Annotated in this window: 1 protein-coding gene; it reads right to left on the bottom strand. The window is 56.7% G+C overall.

Annotation, left to right across the window (positions count from 1 at the left end; genetic code table 11):
- Nucleotides 1–41 precede the first annotated feature (41 nt).
- Nucleotides 42–1,292, bottom strand: coding sequence for an IS256 family transposase (locus ISF28_RS30175; protein ID WP_198120871.1), 1,251 nt, complete (start codon nt 1,290–1,292; stop codon nt 42–44).
- Between the last annotated feature and the right edge of the window lie 72 nt (nt 1,293–1,364).

Here is a 1,364-nt window from a genome sequence, read left to right as displayed (position 1 = left end):
GGACCTGTCAGAAATTCTGTGTGCGGGGCCAGAATTCGTAGTTAGGTAATTGCGTTTGTGAAGCGTTCGCCGAACATGATGGCGAATTGGTTGGCGGCCTGCTTCCACGTACGCTGCGGCATCTTCCAGTCTTTCTCGATATTGCGCAAGGCCAGGAAGAGCAATTTGGTTGCGGCGTCGTCGCTTGGGAAGTGGCCGCGGTTCTTTACGATCTTACGCAGGCGCATATGCAAACTCTCAATGGCATTTGTTGTGTAGATGATCGTGCGCACCTCTGGAGGGTACGCAAAGAAAGGAATCACCTGCTGCCACTGGCGCCGCCACATGGCCGCCACGGTCGGGAATTTGGTGCCCCATGGGCCGGCCGCAAACGCCTCCAATGCCGCTTCGGCCATTTCGGCGTTGACAGCCTGATAGACGGGTTTCAAGGCCGCAGCAAGCTCCTTGCGGTCCTTCCAGGCTGCCAGCGTCGTCGAATTGCGGATCAGGTGCACGATGCATGTCTGAATCTGCGCCTGAGGATAGACTGCCTCGATGGCTTCGGGGAAGCCGCGCAGGCCGTCCACGACGGCGATCAGGATATCGTCCAGTCCGCGGTTTTTCAGTTCGTTGAAAACCTTCAGCCAGAACTTGGCACCTTCAGTCTGCTCAATCCACAATCCCAGCACTTCCTTGCGACCATCGACACGAATGCCCAGGGCCAGATACACGGCCTTGTTTTTGACGGTGCCTTCGTCACGGATTTTCAGGCGCAGCGCATCGAAATAGACGATCGGGTACATCGCTTCGAGTGGCCGCTGCTGCCATTGCGTGACCTCTTCAAGCACCTCGTCGGTGATGGTGGAAATCAGATCCGGCGACACCTGCGTACCGTACAGCTCCAGCAAATGGCCCTGAATTTCGCGCACGCTCATCCCGCGCGCGTACATGCTGATGACGTGATCGTCAAAGCCCGGCATGCGCCGTTGATGTTTGGCCACTAGCTTGGGCTCGAAGCTCGACAAGCGATCACGTGGAATGTCCAGATTGAGCTCGCCGCCTGGCGTCAGCACTTTTTTCGGACTGCTGCCGTTACGGTGGTTCTTGCTGTCTTCTCCTTCGCTCGCCAAATGATGGCTCAGCTCGGCCGTCAGCATACGCTCGGCTAGCATCTTCTTGAGCTGCCCGGCCAGACCGGATTCGCCGAGGATCGATTCGGCATCCTTGTTCTCAACCTGGGCCAGCAACTGGTCGATCAGCTCGACCGGGAACAGGTACGCAGCTTTTTGTTTCTTGGGCTTTTTAGTGCTCATCACTTCGGTCATGGAACAGTCCTTTCGGCATTATTTCATGACCCCGGTTCACACAGAAAATCTGACAGGCTC

Origin of the sequence: Massilia rhizosphaerae (assembly GCF_016093545.1) — a bacterium.
Taxonomy (GTDB): Bacteria; Pseudomonadota; Gammaproteobacteria; order Burkholderiales; family Burkholderiaceae_D; genus Telluria; species Telluria rhizosphaerae.
Note: the sequence above shows the minus strand (reverse complement) of the source record. Positions and strands in the feature narration are given on the sequence as shown.

What these genes read in the sequence shown, in the direction of transcription:
- ISF28_RS30175 (WP_198120871.1), bottom strand. Translation starts at nt 1,292, where the DNA reads ATGAGCACTAAAAAGCCCAAGAAACAAAAAGCTGCGTACCTGTTCCCG.